Below are 16,478 nucleotides of genomic sequence, written 5' to 3' on the forward strand. Positions count from 1 at the left end.
CTTTCTCCTTACACTGCGTTAGGGGTCGGCGTCGGTGTCGCAGTCGACTTGCCGGTCGTCCCGCCAATTTCCAATACGTCGGTCAGATAGATGCCACCCAGTCCCTTGAGCTTGAGGGTGCTGGGGTTGGTGCTGGTGCCCAGGGTGACGCTCTCCACCTTGGCATAGGTCAGGGCCGGCACGCTCTCGGACTTGCCATTGACGGTGGCGTGCGCCTCTATCGAATACTTGCCGCTCTTGGCCAGGTTGCCGTCCTTGTCCTTGCCATCCCACTCGAAGGCCACATTCCCCTTCTGGTCTCCTTCGATGGAGAACTCCTTGATCACCTGACCGCTTTCGTCCTTCACCGTCACCTTGACGTTGCTGCCACCGTCCCCGGTGGCGATGACGCCGGAAAGGGTGCTCCCCTTCTCCAGATAACCGGTGTTGGAGGGTATGAGCACGTTCTGACCCACCAGGGCTGAAGCCTGCAGCGCCTGGCTGGAGGTCATCAGGCTGTTGAGGCTCTCCATCTGAGTGGAGAGGCTGCTGATCCCCTGGGACGTCGACATCGAGGTCATCTGGGAGAGCATCTGGGCGTTATCCACCGGCTTGAACGGATCCTGGTAGGAGAGCTGCATGGTCAGCAGCTTCAGGAAAGACTCCTGATCCAGCTCCTTCTTCTGGGTCGGGGTGTTGGTGGTATTGGTCTGGGCGGACGACGTCCGGTTGACCCCCAGCAGGCTGTCATAGGTATCTGCCACTTATGATTCCCCCTCTGTCCGGGTTTGCCGGGCGCCGTACAGGTCGAACCCATGGTCGCGGTCATGCAGACCGTCACTGATCTCTCTCATCCGGGTTCACCTCTATCAGGACTTACCGAGGCCGAGCGTCTGCTGCAGCATCTTCTTCGCCGCATCCGCCACCTGGACGTTGGTCTGGTAACTGCGGGAGGCGGCTATCATGTCCGCCATCTCCTCCACCATGTTGACGTTGGGCTTGAAGATGAAGCCATCCTTGTCCGCCATGGGGTGATTCGGGTTGTACTCCTTGAGCAGCGGCGCATCACTCTCGACGATGCCCTTCACATCCACCCCTACCGAGGCCTGCTTGTCTGACATGGCCTGATCCAGCTGGGCGGCAAAGACTGGCCGCCTGGCATGGTAAGTTTTTTCCACGCTGGAGCTGACGCTGTCGGCGTTGGCCATGTTGCTGGCCACCGTATTGAGGCGGACGGACTGCGCGCTCATGGCAGAGCCTGCAATGTCAAAGACCTTGAACAAACTCATTACTGATCTCCTTTCAATGCCTTGAGCAGGCCGCTTATCTTGCCATTCATGAATTCGAGGGAAGCCTGGTACTCGAGGCTGTTGCGCAGGAACTCGCTGCGCTCCTGTTGCACATCTACCGTGTTGCCGTCACCTGTATCCGGTTGCAGGGGGTTGCGATACTGGGTCGACCCGGGGGCATCCATCTGCAAGGCGAAATGCTTCTCGCTGGTGGTGGACAGCCCGAACCCTTGCTGGCTCTGGGCATCCTGCAACGCCTGGGAGAAGTTGATGTCACGGGCCTTGAAGCCCGGCGTATCCGCGTTGGCAATGTTGCTCGATAACACCTCCGCACGCTTGGCGCGAACGCTCAGCGTGTACTGGTGAACACCGAATGCCTTGTCGAATGAAATTGCCATAGCGCACCTCCTGCTTCACGAATGTTTAGCAAGAGGTGTGCCAAAGAGGGACGAGGGGGGAGTTATTTGACCTTGTAGACGATACCGGGGTTGCAGCGGATCATCTCGAACTTGTCGGTGAGGCCCGCCAGGGACTCCGAGGCCCCCAGCATCAGATAGCCGCCAGGATTGAGGCTGCTGGCGAACTGGTTGAGGATCTTGGACTTCACCTCAGGCGCAAAGTAGATGAGCACGTTGCGGCAGAAGATGATGTCAAACTTGCCGAGCAGGCTGTAGCTCTCCAGCAGGTTCAGGGGCCGGAAGCTGGTCAATTTTCTGACACGCTCAGATACCCGCATCTTGTTGTCGCCGCAGGGCTCAAAGAACAGCCGCTTGCGCTCGGGTGACAGACCGCGAGCCAGTGCCAGGCTGTCGTAGACCCCTTCCTTGCACTGGTTGAGCATGGTGCTGGAGATGTCGGTCCCCACTATCTGCACCCCGCCCGGCAAGGTGCCGGGACGTTTGACCTGCTGCTCCAGCGCCGTCATGGCGATGGAGTAAGGCTCCTGCCCGGAGGAGGAGGCCGCAGACCAGATCTTGATGGGACGACCACTCTTGCCGAGCTCGGGGAAAATCTTGTCACTCAGCAGCTGGAACGGGTAGGTATCGCGAAACCACAGGGTTTCATTGGTGGTCATGGCATCGACCACGGCCATCTTGAGCTCCCGTTCACGCACGTTCATAGCCCGGGTCACCAGTTCAGACAGACTCTCGATACCAAACTGAGTCATCAAGGGCGACAGACGGCTCTTGACCAGATACTGTTTGTTGTCACCCAGCACTATGCCGCTCTGCTGCGCCAGAAAATTGCTGAATTGCCTGTATAAGTCGTCCGAAAGTGTCTTCATGCAGTTGTTCTTCTTTATTAGAGAGCGCCTTGTACGGCCTTGGCCAATTCATCAGGCTGGAATTTGGCAATGAAGTTGTTCGCGCCAACTTTCTGCACCATAGCCTGATTGAACACCCCACTGAGGGATGTGTGCAGGATAACATGCAAATCCTTGAGGTTGGGATTGTTGCGGATCTCGGCGGTGAAGGTGTAGCCATCCATCTCCGGCATCTCGATGTCGGAGATGACCAGGGCAATCTGATCGAGGATCGGGCCCTGCTTGGCCATCTCCAGCAGCATGTTGAGGGCCTCCCGTCCATCCTTGGCCAGCACGCACTGCACCCCTATGGCCTCCAGCGCCCGCTGTACCTGCTTGCGCGCCACCGAAGAGTCGTCGGCGACCAGCACAGGACGGCCGTGGGGATTGCGCTCCACGCTGGCTTCCACCAGCTCGGCACTCACCTCGGTGGAGACCGGCGAGATCTCGTTGAGAATGCGCTCCACATCCAGGATCTCCACCAGCTCGCCATCCACCTCGGTCACCGCCGTCATGTAGTTGATGCGACCGGCGCCCTTGGGGGGCGGCAGTATGGACTCCCAGTTCATGTTGATGATGCGCTCGACCGAATGGACCAGGAACCCCTGAACGGATCTGTTGTACTCGGAGATGATGATGAAGCACTTGGAGATGTCCTGGATGGGGCGCTTGCCCATCGCCATGCTGAGATCGATCACCGAGATGGTCTGGCCGCGAATGTGCGCCACACCGCGAATGCAGGAGTTGAGCTTGGGCATGACGGTCAAGGGAGGGCACTGCAGCACCTCACGTACCTTGAATACGTTGATGCCAAATCTTTGACGTCCGTTGAGACGAAACAGCAGCAGCTCCAACCGGTTTTGTCCCACCAGCTGGGTCCGTTGGTTGACCGAGTCCAGAATACTCGCCATAAACACTCCCTAAAAAAACGCTTGGCACTGATCGTGCATGTTGTGTGTGCATGCACATTGGCTTGCATCAGACTATCGATGTCTCGACAACCGAAATCTGCAGCAAGCATAGTTAACTGCGATGGTGTACGTGAACAACTTATCGACCGGTAAGCAAAAATGATTAATAGACTTTTCCTCATCTTACTGCCGTTTTGCAGCCTCTCTCACGCCATGGCATCCGAGGTGACCGACTATCTGCAGGAGCAGGCACAGACGTTCGTCCTCGACCAGCTGGATGTTCCCCTCGATGCCCAGGCCGAGGTGACCGCCGGCACCATAGATGAGCGCCTCCCCCTGAACCACTGCGAAGAGGGGCTGACTATCTCCCTTCCGGCCAAGATGGAGATCCGCCGCAACACCACCGTTTACCTCAAATGCGAGGGAGACAAACCCTGGGATCTCTATCTCCCGGTGCGGGTCAGCATCCAGAAACCCTATGTCACCGTCGCGGCTCCCGTAGCCAAAGGGGACATACTGAGCGAGTCCATGCTGACCCTGGCCTACCAGGATCAGACCCTGATCCGCGGTGACTATCTCACCGACCCGGCCTCCCTTATCGGGGTGCGCAGCAAGCGTGAACTCAAGCCGGGCCAGCCCATCAGGCTCACCCAGGTCTGCGTGGTCTGCAAGGGGGACCAGGTCACCCTGAGTGCGGAAAACAGCAGCATGCAGATCAAAACCATGGCCCGAGCCTTGCAAGATGGCAGCTTCGGAGACATGATCAGGCTCGTTAACATTCGTTCGGGCAGAGCGGTGCAGGGCCAGGTGAGTGCCGTCGGCTCTGTGGTGGTCACATTCTGACTGCTTTATTAATGCAGCAATTTTTTTCTAAAGTTCTGACCGCCGTCACCGATAAACAGGTAAGCGAACAGCAAAGCAGACGAAGGTAAACCGTATGGCTATCAACAATATCAACAACTTGGCAAACAGCCGGTTGCAAAACAGTGGGACCAGTCAAGGTGTAGCCACCAAGTCCGCGACCTCTGCCGAAAGCAATCGCGCGGCGACCGTCAAGACCGACTCTGTCTCCTTGACCAGTGAGGCGCAGCAATTGCAACAGATGCAGAAGTCCCTCAACACCGCCTCCACCGGTAACGAGAGCCGCGTCGAAAGCCTGAAGAAGGCCGTGGCCAGTGGTGAATACAAGGTCAACAGCGAAGCCGTGGCCAGGAAGATGTTCAGCTTCGAAGCGGATCTGGACAAACGGCTGGGATGATGGAACTGCCTTCGCTGCTGCACGCCCAGGACGACAACCTCTCCCAGATGCAAGGTTTGCTGGCAGAGGAATTTGACCTGCTCAAGGCACACCGGGCCCTGGCCTTGCCGGCGCTGGCCGAGCGCAAGCAGCAACTGCTTGAGGCCATAGAGACCCTGGACAAGAGATTGGCCGAGCTGCCCGATCTGCAGCAACAACTCGGCGCCTTCCCGACCCAGTTGCAGGCCCTGCAAGCCAAGCTGGAAGCCTGTCAGGAGCAGAACAACCTCAACGGTCGGCTGCTCGAGCTCAGCATCATCTCCAATCGCCGCCTGGCGAGCTTTCTCAGCAAGTTGCGAGACAGCAACTCCCTGACCTATGACGCCAAGGGCAATACCCGGTCCGGTACCCGCTCCCTGGGGATCAAGGCCTAATTCTCTCTCCTTCCTTCTCTTGATACCCTGCCGTCAGAGCACCAGTTCCATCAGCCTTGCTCCATCGCGGCAGGCATGAATGCTCATGACGCCATCCTCATAACGGCCATAGCTGGCCGCCCATTCTCCCCTCGGAAAGCAGATGGAACCCGGGTTCACCAACACCAGTTCCCCTTCTTGCCGCGCTTCTCGTCGCAATACGGGCAGGTGGGTATGGCCGCTGATGAAGAGGCTGCCCGCCGGCAGGGGCACCGCCTCGGGATCATAGAGATGTCCATGGCTGACGAACCAGCGCCGCCCGTCCACCAGCAGCTGGTTGTAGGGGGCCGTGATGGGGAAGTGCAGCAGCATCTGATCCACTTCGGAATCGCAGTTGCCCCGCACCGCCATGATCCGGGGGGCCAGCTGGTTGAGCCGCGCCGCCACGGCGGCAGGATCATAGCCCGCCGGCACCGGATTGCGCGGGCCGTGGTTGAGCAGATCCCCCAGCAACAGATAGTGATCCGGCTGCCAGGGTGCAAGCTGCGCCAGCACCTGCTCCAGGGCAGGCAGGCTACCGTGCAGATCGGAAATGATGGCTATCTTCATCGCGCACTCCTCATGGCTGGCTGAAGTAGAGATCCTTGGTGGCGATCGCCCCCTTCAGGTTGCTGCTCGGCAGGCCGCGCAGGGCGGGGTCCACCAGCCTCATCTGGTTGTAGTGATAGACGGGGATGACAGGCATCTCCTCCATCAGCAGCTGTTCGGCCTTGCGGTAGAGCCCGCTTCGGGCGGCGCCATCCAGGGTGTCCGCGGCCTGCTGCAACAGGCCGTCGAAGGCCGGGTTGCAGTAGCCGCTCTCGTTCTGGGGATCCTGACAACGGAAACTGCCCAGCATGGACGAGGGCTCGACATAGTCACCAAACAAGAAGGAGCGAGCCAGCATGAAGTCGCCGCTGTCCTTGGCCACCTGATAGGCATTCCACTCCATGTTGTTGAGGCTGACCTCCACCCCCAGCGGCTTCCACATGGCCGCGACCGCCAGGGCCAGCTTCTTGTGGTTCTCCGAGGTGTTGTAGGTCAGTGTCAGCTTGAGGGGGTGGGCACTGTTGTAGCCCGCCGCCGTCAGCAGGGCGGCAGCCCTGGCCAGACGGGTCGGCATGTCCTCTAGGGCCAGCGCCGAACCCAGCTCTTCGTAATCCGGCATGCCGGGCAACAGGGACCAGGCCGGCCGCTCCCCCTGGCCGCTCACCTTCTCGGTCAGCAGGCGGCGATCTATGGCCATGGAGAGCGCCTGACGCACCCGCACATCCTGCAGCTCGGGGCGGCGCAGGTTGAAGGTATAGAGGTAGGTGCCCAGCAACGGCAGACCCCAGATCCGCTCCGGGGTCTCTTCCATGGTCTTCTGGTAATACTCCAGCGCGACCTTGTTGGTGAGCTGGATCTCCCCCGCCTCGTAGCGCAGCCGCTCCGCGTGCTGGGAAGCCAGGGGCAGATAGGTCACCCGCTGGATCCGGGTGTGGGCATCATCCCAGTACTGGGGATTGCGCTCGGCTTCGATACGCTCGTTCGGCACCCAGTTCACCAGCCGGTAGGGGCCGTTGCTGACCAGCTTGCCAGGCTGGGTCCACTGCTTGCCAAACTGGGTGATGGCCCGCTCGTTGACCGGCACGAAGGGACGCTGGCTGATGAGCTGCAGGAAGTAGGGCACGGGCCGCTCCAGGGTCACCTTGAGGATCTGATCGCTCTCGGCCTCCACCCCCAGGGCATCGAGATCGAGGGCACCGGCATAGATGGACTGGGCGTTGTTGATGCCGGTCGCCAGCAGGAGACCGGCGGAGGGCGAGGCCTGTGCCGGGCTCAGCAGACGCCGCCAGGCGTAAACGAAATCCCGGGCGGTGAGCGGCTCGCCGTTGGACCATTTGAGTTGCGGACGCAGGAAGAAGCGCCACACCAGGCCATCCTCGCGGGTCTCCCAGCGCTGGGCCTGAGCCGGTACTATCCTGCCCTGCCCATCCTCGCTGACCAGCCCCTCGAACAAGTCCACCAGCACCACCTCCCCCGGGAAACCGGAGCGGATCTGGGCAGGGTCGAGGGACTCGGGTTCGGCGCCGTTGCCCTTGACCAGGGTCTGTCTGTCGGAGAGCGCAGGCTGCTGCACCACTGTGGTCGCCTGCAACGGCGGCGCCAGCATCAGTCCGAGCAGCAAGGGAGAGAGCCAGCGACGGGCTGGCCGGGCGGCGAAACGGTAAAGCATGACATCAACCTCGTTCAATTCACTTTATTTCAAGAAGGGGAAGGCCGGCGGCGCGCCTTAAAACGAATGCATGATGCCGCGCTTGTTATCCCCGAAGACGCCCCGTATTGTATCGGGCTTGCCCGGCAGATGGAGTCTTTCGGGCTATTTTTTTCAGGGGATTTTTCCCAACTATCAGCCATGGGTGCGCAAGATCGCCTGAGGGCCCCCTCGACCCGCCTCGCATGAAGGCAAGTCAGGCCGCCATGGCGCTCGATACTGGCATCAGCCCGGCTGATTTTTACCGTTTCAGGGGTCTTTATGGGGTATGAGTGGCTGGCGCTGGCAGCGGCCAGTTTATGGGCGATCGCCGCCCTGATTTCCGTCAAACCGGCGCGCCATCTGGGGGCCTTTACCTACAGTCGCTGGCGGATGTTCCTGGTCAGCCTGATGCTGGCCAGCGCCAGCCTGGCCACGGGCGGCTGGCAGACCCTCACCGAGAGCGCCCTGCCACTGCTGGCGTTGTCGGGGCTCATCGGCATCTTCGTCGGTGACACCGCCCTGTTCGCCTGCATGAACCGGCTGGGCCCCAGGCGCAGCGGCTTGCTGTTCTCCTGCCATGCGCTCTTCTCCGCCCTGCTCGGGCTCTGGCTGTTCGGGGAACAACTCGGTGGCTGGCGTCTGGTGGGGGCCTTGCTGGTGCTGGCCGGGGTCATGCTCGCCATCCTGTTCGGCCGCCGTGGCAACCCGCAGCAGGCCCAACAGCACAACGAGTGGGAGCAGGTGCGCGGCCACCTCGCCGTCGGCATCGCGCTCGGCCTGACCGCGGCCCTGTGTCAGAGCCTGGGGGCCATCATCGCCAAACCGGTGATGATGGCTGGCAACGTGGACGCGGTGAGCGCCTCCGGCATCCGCATGGGGAGCGCCCTGCTGGCGCACTGTGCCCTGCGGGTGCTGCGGGTGCCGCTCGCCATGCCGCACAACCCGATCAACCGCCAGGTGCTGGGCATGATAGGCATCAACGGTTTCCTGGCGATGGCGCTCGGGATGACGCTCATCCTGGTTGCCCTGCGCCAGGGGGACGTGGGCATGGTGGCCATCCTCTCCTCCACCACCCCGGTCATACTGCTGCCCCTGCTGTGGTGGCACTCAGGGATGCGCCCTGCCCTGCCCGCCTGGGCCGGTGCCCTGCTGGCCACCCTGGGCACGGCCATGGTATTGGGAGCGGGGTAAGTCGGGGGCTGATGTTGGGCTTAGCTTAGCTTCGCGCCAACCTACGCCCAATCCTCAGGATCGTCCGAACAGGCTTCGCTATTCAAACCTACAAAATTCAATTGGTTCTGCAGGTTCGATTAGCCGCGTCGCGGCGTAATCGGACGCGGTAACATCATTGCGAACGTTCGCCGTCGGATGGCGTGATTAAAACTGGGCCACTTCCTCGGCGGTCAGCTCCCGGTATTCCCCCGGAGCCAACTCGTCGTCCAGGCCGAGCGCCCCGATCCGCTCCCGATGCAGCCCTATCACCTTGTTGCCGATGGCGGCAAACATCCGCTTCACCTGGTGGTACTTGCCCTCGTGAATGGTCAGCCTGGCCTCGCACTCCCCCAGGATCTCCAGCTGGGCGGGGCGGGTCTTGTCGGTCTCGTTGCGCAGGTAGACGCCATCTTCAAACAGCGAGATGGCCTCTTCGCTCACAGGGTCGGCCAGCCAGACATGATAGGTCTTGGCACACTCGTGGCGCGGCGAGGTGATGCGGTGGGACCACTTGCCATCGTCGGTGATCAGCACCAGGCCAGTGGTATCGAGATCGAGCCGGCCCACCACGTGCAGCTTGCCCATGGCGGGCTCATCCAACAGGTGGAAGACGGTGGCGTGATCGGGGTCCTCGTTGGAGCAGACATAGCCTTCCGGCTTGTGCAGCATGAAGTAGCGATTCTGTTGATTCAGGGTCAAGGTCACGCCATCAAACTCGATCAGGCTCTGCTCATTGATGTGGAAGGCGGGCTGCTTGACCAGGATACCGTCCACCATCACCTCCCCCTGACGGATCAGCTTGCCCGCCTGGGAACGGGTCAAATCGGAGCAATCGCAAAGAAATTTATCGAGCCGCATGCACAAAACCTCGGAATCCAACGTTATCAAGGGGCGTCATTATATAGGCCGGCCCCCACAACGCCAGCACTAAGGGAGAAGTTAGGTAGATGGCGCCTGACGCCATGATGTGCCAGTGATAGACTGCCGACAGAGCGCCGACACCACGCATAATAATAATCCCAGGAAGCCACCATGAAGCCGACTCAGCCTCATCCCGTCATCCCCGTCAACCAGTTGCAACCTGGCATGTACGTGCTAGCCATCGCCAGCCAGACCGGCGCCATGGAAATCGCCCAGACGGGGCTGGTGACCAACCGTCAGCAGGTGGATGCGCTGATCCGGCGCGGCGTGCTGACGGTGCGGGTGGATCTCGCCCGCAGCAAGCTGCCCGGGATAGAGCAGGTCGTCTCCCCGAGCCCGGCCCACAGCGCCGGCTCGGCGCGTCCAGCAGGCAGTGGCGAAGGGCGCGAGCTCAAGATCCGCCGTCTCTATCAGGAGGCGCGCGAGCTGCAGGGCAAGTTCATTCGCCACCTCAAGGCCGGGGAACCCATCGACATCACCCCGCTGGCGGCGGTCGCCGAGGAGATGGTGGACACCATGTTCACCCATGGCGACGCCATGCTCTGTCTGGCGCGGATCCGGGCCAAGGATGCCTACCTGATGGAACACTCCATGAACGTGGCCATACTGCTGGCGAACTTCGGCCGCTATCTCGGGCTTGAGCGCAACGTGCTCAAGGAGCTGACCCTGGGCGGCCTGCTCCACGACGTGGGCAAGATCATGACTCCGGACGAGGTGCTCAACAAGCCGGGCAAGCTGACCGACGAGGAGTTTGGCGTGATGCGTCAGCACGTGGTGCACAGCTACGACATCCTCAGCAATACCGCCGGCATCACCCCCACCATGCTGGAGGTGGCCGCCAACCACCACGAGCGCCTCGATGGCACCGGCTATCCCCAGCGGCTCAAGGGGGAACAGCTATCCCTCTATACCCGCATGAGCGGCATCGTCGATGTCTACGATGCGGTGACGGCAGACAGGGTCTACAAGCAGGGGATGCAGCCGACCCAGGCGTTTCGCATCCTGCTCAAAGGCATCGATCAGCACTTTGATGCCGAGCTGGTCACCAAGTTCATCAAGTGCATGGGGGTCTATCCGGTGGGCACCCTGGTGCAGCTCTCCAACCAGCGGCTGGCGGTCGTGATGCAACGCAACGAACAGCAACCGCTCAAGCCGGTGGTCAAGGTGATCTATCACGCCACCCAGCGCCACTACCTAGAAGTGCAGTGGCTGGATCTCGCCAGAAACGGGGGGCAGGAGAGCATAGAGAACACGGTCGATCCCAAGGAGTTTGGCATCAACCTGGCCAACTTCGTCTAGCGAGCCTGGGACTCAGGTGCCTGCTCGCGGCAATAGCGGAGGAGGAACTCCTCATCCAGCGGGGAGAGATCGAAGCGGACGCAGGCCTCTTCGATGGCCCGGATGTCGTGTTCATGGTGTTCGCTGAGCCAGCGTACGGCGCGGCGCAGATCCTCACCATGGGGCAGCAGGGTATGGTCGCTCATGGTACACCTCCAGTCAGCCATAGAAACCCGCCCGTCACATCGGGCGCTCTCCTACTAGCTTAGTCCTCCCCCGACATGCCGCCCTCTCCTCCCGAACCACCCGGCGCGATCGCACGCCACCCAGCTTGCGGCTTGACGCCGACCACCCCATCGAGGGTATGCTCGTTCCCTTCCGGCGCCATCTCATGGCTCTGCTTCTCACACAAGGACGCTGTATGCAAGCCAAGGACAAGTGTCTGGCCGCCCTGGTCATTCTCTGCTGGGGACTCAACTTCGTGGCGATCAAATGGGGGCTGGAGGGCATACCGCCGCTGCTGCTGGGGGCGCTGCGCTTCGTCGGCGTTGTCTTCCCCGCCATCTTGCTGGTGCCCAGACCCGCCATGCCCTGGCGCTGGCTGCTGGCCTATGGCGGTGCCATCAGCCTGGGGCAGTTTGCCTTCCTGTTCTGTGCCATGAAGTTCGGCATGCCGGCGGGCATGGCCTCCCTGGTGCTGCAATCCCAGGTGGTGTTCACCCTGCTGTTCGCCATGATCTGGCTGGGAGAGCGTTGGCAGCCCCACCACTGGGTGGCGCTGCCGCTGGCGGGGGCCGGCCTCTATCTCATCGCCACCAACGGCGAGGGCAACCTGACCCTGCTCGGCTTCGTGCTGACCCTGTGCGCCGCCGCCTGCTGGGGCCTTGGCAACGTCATCAATCGCCAGATTGGGCTGCGCTATCAGACCTCATTACCCAGCCTCATCGCCTGGGGCGGCCTGGTGCCCATAGTGCCCTTCTTCGCGCTCTCCTGGCTGTTCGAGGGGCCCGATGTCATTGCCACCAGCCTGCTCAACTTCAGCTGGCAGGGGCTCTTGTGCGTGCTCTATCTGTCGCTGGTCGCCACCTGGCTTGGCTACGGCCTCTGGGGGCGGCTGCTGATGCGCTATCCGGTGGCCCAGGTGGCGCCACTCTCCCTGCTGGTGCCCTGCGTCGGCATGGTGGCGGCCGCCCTGCTGCTCGATGAGCACCCCACGACCCTGCAGTGGCTGGGCTCGGGCCTGGTGCTGCTCGGCTTCGTGGTCCATCTGCTGGGCGGAAAAATGAGGCTGTTCAAGGCACAAGCCGAACATTGACCTCGATGGGGAAACTTCCCATGATGGATCAGGCCCTCACGGGCCTCACAGCTTGACCCCGGCCGGACGCCAACCATCAGGAGAGCAAGGACATGCTGCACAGTTCACCCTCGGTCATCCCCACTTTGCCGCGTGTCATGCGGGTCGCGGCCATGATGCTCCCCCTCTGCTGGAGCGCCTTCGGCTGGAGCGCCACCCTGCCGGCGGATCTCAAGTGGGAGAGCAACGACACAGACCCCGTCTATGCCGATCCACAGGCCAAACGGGGCGGCACCTTCCGTGACTTCATGTCGAGCTTCCCGCTCACCTTGCGCAAGTACGGGCCTGACTCCAACGGCAGCTTCGCCGGTTACGTCCGTGAAACCAATCTGCCCCTGCTCGCCACCCATCCGGTGACCGGCAATCCCATCCCCATGCTGGCCAACCAGTGGGCCTTCGGCGCCGATCACAAGACCCTCTATTTTCGCCTCAACCCCAGGGCACGCTGGTCGGACGGCCAGCCAGTCACCGCCGATGACTGGCTCTTTACCCTCAAGATGATGCGCAGCAAGGAGATCAACGATCCCTGGTACAACAACTACTACAGCACCCAGATAAGCGAGGTGACCAGGTTCGACGATCACACCCTCGCCATCACCAGCGGCACCGAGAAGAGCCGGGAGGATTTGCTGGAATCCCTGCCGTTCAGCCCGGAGCCGAGCCATGCCATCCAGCTCACGGCCAACTGGGTCAAGGAGTACAACTGGAAGGTGCTGCCGGTCACCGGTGCCTACCAGATTGGCGAGCTGAAGAAGGGCAAGTCGGTCACCTTCAACCGGGTCAAGGATTGGTGGGGTGACGGGGAGCGCTACTTCCAGCACCGCTTCAACCCGGACCGGATAGAGATCAAGGTGCTCAGGGATCAGAACATCGCCTGGCAGCACTTCCTGCGTGGCGATCTCGACAGCTTCCCGCTGGTGATGCCCAACTGGTGGCACGACAAGAGCAAGACAGCCGAATTCGAGAAGGGCTATATCGAACGGCTCTGGTTCTACAACCAGACCCCGCAGTCCCCCATGGGGCTTTACCTCAACACAGCAGACCCCCTGCTCAAGGATCTCAATGTGCGGCTCGGCATCCAGTACGCCCTCACCCTCGACAAGATGATCGCCACCCTGCTGCGGGGAGACTACCAGCGCCTCAACAGCTACGGCTCGGGCCAGGGGGCCTTCACCAACACCGACATCAAGGCACGCCCCTTCGATCCCAAGATCGCACGGGACTACTTCGCCAAGGCGGGCTTCACCAAGACGGGGCCGGATGGCATCTTGCAAAACGACAGGGGCCAGCCCCTCTCCCTCAGCATCACCTACACCACGGCCGAGCATGCCCAGCGCCTGACCCTGCTGCGGGAAGAGGCGAAGAAGGCGGGCCTCAATCTGGAGCTGAACCTGATGGATGCCTCCGCCGGCTTCAAATCCATGCTGGAGAAGAAGCATCAGAGCGCCTGGATGGCCTGGAGCAGTGGCCGCTATCCCGCCTACTGGGAGCACTTCCACAAGGTCAACGCCAACAAGCCCCAGACCAACAACATCATGAACCTCGATGACGACGCCATCTCGGCCCTGGTGGAGCAATATGACAAGGCCTTCGACTTCGGCAAGAAGGCCGAGCTCTCACGGCAGATCCAGCAGCGGCTCTATGAGCTGGCCAGCTTCGTCCCTGCCTATCAGGTCCCCTATACCCGGGCAGGCGCCTGGCGCTGGATAAAACTGCCCAAGATCCCGGCAACCCCCCAGAGCGATCTGCTCTACTGGCCCCTGGATGGCGCCAACTCGGGCTACAGCTTCGGCGGCCTGTTCTGGATTGACGAGGAGCTGAAAGCGGAGACGAAAGCCGCCATCAAGCAGGGCAAGACCTTCCCTCCCGTCACCCTGATCGACACCCGCTATCAAAAGCCCTGAGCCCTCTCCACGCTCTGGCTCGACACAAACAAAAGACCCCGCACTGTGGCGGGGTCTTTTTTGTGGCAGCAGCGCCTGGGCGGGACTTAGCCGCGCTTGGCCTGCTTTTGCGCGATGGCGTCGGCCACGTCGGCCGGATCCAGCACTATGCCTTCCTGCTCCGGGGTCGGGAACACGGCCACGCAGAGCTCGTCCTGCTCCATGCCGTCGACCCAGCGATCCAGCCACACCTTGAGGGTGATGGACTGCGGCTTGCAATCTGCCCACTCGCCTTCGGCCCACGCCTTGGCGTATTCCGGATGCGGCCAGACCGGGATGCAGTCTTCGTCTTCGGTGGTCAGCATCATGACGCCGTGCTCGTCGGTCAGAACAAACAGCTCTTCGTGCTCGACCAGCTTGCTGATGAAGTGATCAAAGCGGTAGTCGGCGTTCAGTTGCAGCGCGGCATTGCGCTCGGTGTCGCTAAGTTCATAGCTCATTGGTCAAGTCTCTCATTCAATAAAGGGCGACATGTTCACATCTTGCTGGCGCCTTGTCCAGCAAGAGTGCTCAGTCACTCCTGTTTCGGCTATCTCAGCCCAGCACCGGGGTCACCAGGGTGATCTCCGCCGTCTCGCAGAAACGCTGGCGCAGCCAGTAGGCGGACTCCACCTCCACGAAGCAGAGCTGATCCCGACCGGCCCAAGCCCCTGCCATGATCTGCTCGAAGCGTCTCTGCTGCTGCTGCTCCCAGGCGACCGCCAGCTTGGAGCCATGGGCTTCATCCACCACCCCACGGCGCAGCTCGAACAGGTTATCGGTGATCGGGCTGTTGATCTTGCCAGGGCTGTGCCAGTACATCAGCAGGTTGTCCAGCATCTCTTCGTCATAACTCGCCAGCGCGTCCAGCTCGGGAGTCTCACCCTGGCCGCCAGCCCCGAAATCGCACCATCCTGCCGCCAGAGGGGCCAGACTCTGCGCCTCGTGCCCCTTGGCATGTTGGCGCAGGGCGGTGACATCTGCCCCCTTGATGGATGGCAGCCAGAGATCCCCCTGATGCTCATCGAGCAAGGGGAGCAACAAGGAAGGTGCATAAACAGGAAAGCGGGGACCTAGGGTGTGCAGCAGAGATACCAGTGTGACAGTGATCATGAGACGCGCCTTGAGCTGGAAGACCTGGGTTCATACCTGGCCAGGGGGACAAAAGAGAGACTATTCTACCATGTTTGCCGGCACGCGGACTCTGCTCGTCCAACCAGCCGGGGCATGACGCTTCCGGCCAAAAAAGCAGCGTTCGGGCAACCCCGGCCCAGACAAAGCCCAATACTTTGAGCCAGCGCCCACTAAAGTCAAACCGGGAATGCTAGTTTGCATACATCTTTAGCGTAAGGAGTGCATCCATGAGTGGGATCGACCAGGTTTCTGACGATTTTGTGAATGAGCTGAAAATACTGGCATGCTTTGATCCGGCAAACATGAGTCTGGGGATCAAGTTACGCAGCGACATGTCTGAAGAGTTGTGCCTCGCGGCGCAGCGTCTGCATCAACAAGGCATGATCAGTGCCGTCGATGGTGGCTATCTGACCCCCTTCGGCATGACCATGCTGGAGCATCTTCAACACCTGCTGGTGGCGCTCAAGCCGAATTGAGTTCCTGCGGCGCCCAGAGCGAGAAGTTGAGCAATTCCCAGCGCTTTCCCTGCCGCAGAAGACAAGCAAACAACAAAGGACCTTCGGGTCCTTTTACCTTGCCATCGATCAACCACTCCCCCGCCCGCTTCGGGACAGGCTGTGCCTTGATCTCCTCGGGCTGCTCAGCCTTGCCCAAACGGACCTGCACGAATTGCTGGCACACTGTCACGGCCTCGTTTGCCGCGGGATCCGGCACGGGAGTATTGGCAAGCGCCATGGTCAACAAGAGTGATGGGAGCATGATGATGGTCATTGGCAAAGGTGACTTATGAATATGCCATAAAACAAAAAGCCGTGGCACCAGAGGTACCACGGCTTTCTTAAATTCTGTAAGAATTACAGAGCAGTTACGTTCTCAGCCTGCGGGCCTTTCTGACCTTGGGTCACGGAGAACTGTACGCGCTGACCTTCAGCCAGGGTACGGAAACCGTTACCGCTGATAGCGCTGAAGTGAACGAAAACGTCCGGGCCGTTTTCTTGCTGGATGAAGCCAAAACCTTTGGTTTCGTTGAAAAACTTAACGGTACCGGTGATCATGTTAGACATATCTTTAACCTGTATTCAAAATAATTACTTATGCTTTTCAGCGGATAAAGCTCAAAAACGGGATTAACTTATGAACAACAGGAAAAGATGCAAAACATCATATTCATTGACATAACTAACGCCCTTTCAAGCTGGTTTAGATTATACGTGCCTTTGTCGATTACGCAACCAAATTTGCACCCC

General features: G+C 60.7%; 21 protein-coding genes. 8 read left to right on the top strand and 13 right to left on the bottom strand.

Going from position 1 to position 16,478, the window contains the following annotated elements:
- Positions 1-8: 8 nt before the first annotated feature.
- The 5 genes from G4923_RS01410 to G4923_RS01430 form a co-directional block, all read right to left on the bottom strand.
- Entirely contained in the window at positions 9-743 is a 735-nt protein-coding gene (locus tag G4923_RS01410) for a flagellar hook capping FlgD N-terminal domain-containing protein (RefSeq protein ID WP_163135149.1), read from the bottom strand.
- 105 nt (positions 744-848) lie between these two features.
- Positions 849-1,268, bottom strand: coding sequence for a flagellar basal body rod protein FlgC (flgC, locus tag G4923_RS01415; protein ID WP_005329775.1), 420 nt, complete (start codon positions 1,266-1,268; stop codon positions 849-851).
- A complete protein-coding gene (flgB, locus tag G4923_RS01420; protein ID WP_005329774.1) occupies positions 1,268-1,666 on the bottom strand; it encodes a flagellar basal body rod protein FlgB in 399 nt (132 codons plus the stop codon). The genes flgC and flgB overlap by 1 nt, the downstream gene beginning before the upstream one ends.
- A gap of 62 nt (positions 1,667-1,728) precedes the next feature.
- Positions 1,729-2,553 carry a CheR family methyltransferase gene (locus G4923_RS01425; protein ID WP_005329773.1) on the bottom strand — a complete coding sequence of 275 codons (825 nt, stop codon included), beginning with the start codon at positions 2,551-2,553 and terminating at the stop codon, positions 1,729-1,731.
- A gap of 17 nt (positions 2,554-2,570) precedes the next feature.
- Positions 2,571-3,482 carry a chemotaxis protein CheV gene (locus G4923_RS01430; RefSeq protein WP_025327540.1) on the bottom strand — a complete coding sequence of 304 codons (912 nt, stop codon included), beginning with the start codon at positions 3,480-3,482 and terminating at the stop codon, positions 2,571-2,573.
- A gap of 237 nt (positions 3,483-3,719) precedes the next feature.
- Between G4923_RS01430 and flgA the strand changes: the two genes are divergently transcribed.
- The 3 genes from flgA to G4923_RS01445 all read left to right on the top strand — a co-directional run bounded on the left by flgA (position 3,720) and on the right by G4923_RS01445 (position 5,153).
- Entirely contained in the window at positions 3,720-4,325 is a 606-nt protein-coding gene (flgA, locus tag G4923_RS01435; protein ID WP_316044153.1) for a flagellar basal body P-ring formation chaperone FlgA, read from the top strand.
- A gap of 94 nt (positions 4,326-4,419) precedes the next feature.
- Positions 4,420-4,740 carry a flagellar biosynthesis anti-sigma factor FlgM gene (gene flgM / locus G4923_RS01440; protein ID WP_163135153.1) on the top strand — a complete coding sequence of 107 codons (321 nt, stop codon included), beginning with the start codon at positions 4,420-4,422 and terminating at the stop codon, positions 4,738-4,740.
- Positions 4,737-5,153, top strand: a complete 417-nt coding sequence (locus G4923_RS01445; protein ID WP_163135156.1) for a flagella synthesis protein FlgN — start codon at positions 4,737-4,739, stop codon at positions 5,151-5,153. Before flgM ends, G4923_RS01445 begins: the two co-directional genes overlap by 4 nt.
- Before the next feature lie 33 nt (positions 5,154-5,186).
- On the opposite strand, the gene yfcE is transcribed toward G4923_RS01445, so the two are convergent.
- Together yfcE and G4923_RS01455 are read right to left on the bottom strand one after the other, a co-directional pair.
- Positions 5,187-5,741, bottom strand: coding sequence for a phosphodiesterase (gene yfcE / locus G4923_RS01450; protein WP_163135158.1), 555 nt, complete (start codon positions 5,739-5,741; stop codon positions 5,187-5,189).
- A gap of 10 nt (positions 5,742-5,751) precedes the next feature.
- Positions 5,752-7,389, bottom strand: a complete 1,638-nt coding sequence (locus G4923_RS01455) for a peptide ABC transporter substrate-binding protein (protein WP_163135159.1) — start codon at positions 7,387-7,389, stop codon at positions 5,752-5,754.
- Between the two features lie 300 nt (positions 7,390-7,689).
- Here G4923_RS01455 and G4923_RS01460 point away from each other — a divergent pair, with 300 nt between their 5' ends.
- Entirely contained in the window at positions 7,690-8,601 is a 912-nt protein-coding gene (locus G4923_RS01460; protein ID WP_163135161.1) for a DMT family transporter, read from the top strand.
- A gap of 186 nt (positions 8,602-8,787) precedes the next feature.
- On the opposite strand, the gene rsuA is transcribed toward G4923_RS01460, so the two are convergent.
- The gene (gene rsuA / locus G4923_RS01465) at positions 8,788-9,480 is read right to left on the bottom strand and encodes a 16S rRNA pseudouridine(516) synthase RsuA (protein WP_041206053.1); all 693 of its coding nucleotides are present in this window, start codon (positions 9,478-9,480) and stop codon (positions 8,788-8,790) included.
- 174 nt (positions 9,481-9,654) lie between these two features.
- Between rsuA and G4923_RS01470 the strand changes: the two genes are divergently transcribed.
- Positions 9,655-10,842, top strand: coding sequence for an HD-GYP domain-containing protein (locus G4923_RS01470; protein WP_163135163.1), 1,188 nt, complete (start codon positions 9,655-9,657; stop codon positions 10,840-10,842).
- Here the strand turns inward: G4923_RS01470 and G4923_RS01475 are convergent.
- Entirely contained in the window at positions 10,839-11,027 is a 189-nt protein-coding gene (locus tag G4923_RS01475; protein WP_005331455.1) for a hypothetical protein, read from the bottom strand. The genes G4923_RS01470 and G4923_RS01475 overlap by 4 nt on opposite strands.
- A 215-nt stretch (positions 11,028-11,242) precedes the next feature.
- Between G4923_RS01475 and G4923_RS01480 the strand changes: the two genes are divergently transcribed.
- Positions 11,243-12,136: an EamA family transporter gene (locus G4923_RS01480; RefSeq protein WP_163135165.1), complete on the top strand. Its 894-nt coding sequence runs from the start codon at positions 11,243-11,245 to the stop codon at positions 12,134-12,136.
- Positions 12,137-12,273: 137 nt separating this feature from the next.
- On the top strand, positions 12,274-14,079 hold the full coding sequence (locus tag G4923_RS01485) for an extracellular solute-binding protein (protein WP_205596953.1): 1,806 nt from the start codon (positions 12,274-12,276) through the stop codon (positions 14,077-14,079).
- An 86-nt stretch (positions 14,080-14,165) separates the two neighbouring features.
- On the opposite strand, the gene G4923_RS01490 is transcribed toward G4923_RS01485, so the two are convergent.
- The gene (locus tag G4923_RS01490) at positions 14,166-14,558 is read right to left on the bottom strand and encodes a DUF2750 domain-containing protein (protein WP_005331447.1); all 393 of its coding nucleotides are present in this window, start codon (positions 14,556-14,558) and stop codon (positions 14,166-14,168) included.
- Between the two features lie 94 nt (positions 14,559-14,652).
- Positions 14,653-15,210 carry a hypothetical protein gene (locus G4923_RS01495; protein WP_042649464.1) on the bottom strand — a complete coding sequence of 186 codons (558 nt, stop codon included), beginning with the start codon at positions 15,208-15,210 and terminating at the stop codon, positions 14,653-14,655.
- Positions 15,211-15,458: 248 nt separating this feature from the next.
- On the opposite strand from G4923_RS01495, the gene G4923_RS01500 reads away from it, so the two are divergent.
- Complete coding sequence (locus tag G4923_RS01500; RefSeq protein WP_025327553.1) at positions 15,459-15,707, top strand: TIGR02647 family protein; 249 nt, start codon at positions 15,459-15,461, stop codon at positions 15,705-15,707.
- On the opposite strand, the gene G4923_RS01505 is transcribed toward G4923_RS01500, so the two are convergent.
- Together G4923_RS01505 and G4923_RS01510 are read right to left on the bottom strand one after the other, a co-directional pair.
- Positions 15,694-15,990: a hypothetical protein gene (locus tag G4923_RS01505; protein ID WP_163135410.1), complete on the bottom strand. Its 297-nt coding sequence runs from the start codon at positions 15,988-15,990 to the stop codon at positions 15,694-15,696. The genes G4923_RS01500 and G4923_RS01505 overlap by 14 nt on opposite strands.
- 95 nt (positions 15,991-16,085) lie before the next feature.
- Positions 16,086-16,295 carry a cold-shock protein gene (locus tag G4923_RS01510; RefSeq protein ID WP_005331438.1) on the bottom strand — a complete coding sequence of 70 codons (210 nt, stop codon included), beginning with the start codon at positions 16,293-16,295 and terminating at the stop codon, positions 16,086-16,088.
- Positions 16,296-16,478: the final 183 nt, after the last annotated feature.

This window comes from Aeromonas rivipollensis (assembly GCF_010974825.1).
In the GTDB taxonomy this organism is placed as follows: Bacteria; Pseudomonadota; Gammaproteobacteria; order Enterobacterales; family Aeromonadaceae; genus Aeromonas; species Aeromonas rivipollensis.